The organism is Lentzea indica, assembly GCF_012184385.1.
Lineage (GTDB): Bacteria > Actinomycetota > Actinomycetes > Mycobacteriales > Pseudonocardiaceae > Lentzea > Lentzea indica.
The window spans coordinates 1-1,481 of sequence record NZ_VSRL01000539.1; the positions used below are offsets into that span (position 1 = coordinate 1).

The 1,481-nt window shown below is 68.0% G+C and carries 1 protein-coding gene; it reads left to right on the forward strand.

Going from position 1 to position 1,481, the window contains the following annotated elements; all coding sequences use genetic code 11:
* Positions 1 to 247: 247 nt before the first annotated feature.
* Positions 248 to 1,477 carry an IS110 family RNA-guided transposase gene (locus FXN61_RS49400; RefSeq protein WP_167980634.1) on the forward strand — a complete coding sequence of 410 codons (1,230 nt, stop codon included), beginning with the start codon at positions 248 to 250 and terminating at the stop codon, positions 1,475 to 1,477.
* The last annotated feature ends 4 nt before the right edge of the window (positions 1,478 to 1,481 follow it).

Below are 1,481 nucleotides of genomic sequence, written 5' to 3' on the forward strand. Positions count from 1 at the left end.
GGCTCGGCTAATGAGTGCTGAGCCGGCCGTTTCTGGCAGGCTCGGCCTGTGGCCGCTGGTGGGTGAGCACTCTGGCTCGGTGGAGTTGTGGAGTCCTTGGCGAAGACCGTGCCCTCACCAGTTGCCGGGAGAACGTGATCGCTGCTGGGATGTCGTGCCCGCCCTGGGGTGTGAGCACTGTTCATTAGCTTGCCGACAAGTTCTCCCCGGGCTGCTGACACTGAGTGAGCGAGTGGGAGTGCGGATGTTGCTGCTGGTCGGTGATGACTGGGCCGAGGATCATCACGATGTCGAGTTGATGGACGCCAGCGGGCGTCGGCTGGCGAAGGCCCGGTTGCCCGAGGGTGTGGCCGGGATGGCGCGGCTGCACGCGTTGATCGCTGAGCACACCGGTGATGCCGATCCGGAGGATGTCGAGGTCCGGGTCGGGATCGAGACCGATCGTGGTCCGTGGGTGGCCGCGCTGGTCGCGGCCGGGTACACGGTGTTCGCGATCAATCCGATGTCGGTGGCGCGGTTCCGGGACCGGCACCGGGTCTCGGGGGCCAAGAGTGATCCGGCCGACGCGCATGTGCTGGCCGACGTGGTGCGCACCGAGGCTCATCAGCTGCGCACCGTCGCTGGTGACAGTGCCGAGGTCGAGGCGATCAAGGCGCTCACCCGGACGCATAAGACGCTGATCTGGGAACGGACCCGGCATGCCCTGCGGTTGCGGCACGCGTTGCGGGAGTACTTCCCGGCCGCGCTGGTGGCGTTCACGGATCTGGACGCGCCGGACACGCTGGAGCTGCTGGGCCGGGCGCCCGATCCGGATCGCGCGGCACGGTTGTCGTTCAAGCAGATCCGGGCCGCGTTGCAGCGCGCCCGGCGTCGTGACCTCGACACCAAGGCCACCGAGATCCAGGCCGCGTTGCGCACCGAGCATCTGGGCCAGCCGCCGGTGGTGACCGCCGCCTACGCCGCGACCACTCGCGCCACGCTCGCGGTCCTGGCCGTGCTCAACGAGCAGATCCGCGAGCTCGAAGACGAGGTCGGGGCCCATTTTGGCCGGCACCCGGACGCTGAGATCGTGCTGTCCCAACCAGGAATGGGACGCGTTCTCGGTGCTCGGGTGCTCGCTGAGTTCGGGGACGACCACGCCCGCTACACCAGCGCGAAAGCCCGCAAGAACGTCGCCGGCACCAGCCCGCTCACGATCCGCTCGGGCAAGAAGAAAACCGTGCGGACCCGCTACGTCCACAACGACCGGCTCGTCGACGCCCTCATGGGACAGGCCTTCGTCGCCATGCGGATCTCACCCGGCGCCCGCGCCTACTACCAGCACCAACGCGCCCGCGGCCTCGGCCACAACACCGCGCTACGCCAGCTCGCCAACCGCCTGGTCGGCATCCTGCACGGCTGCCTCAAAACCCGCACCACCTACAACGAAACCACCGCCTGGGCACACCACACCAACATCAACAACGCTGCAGCTTGACATC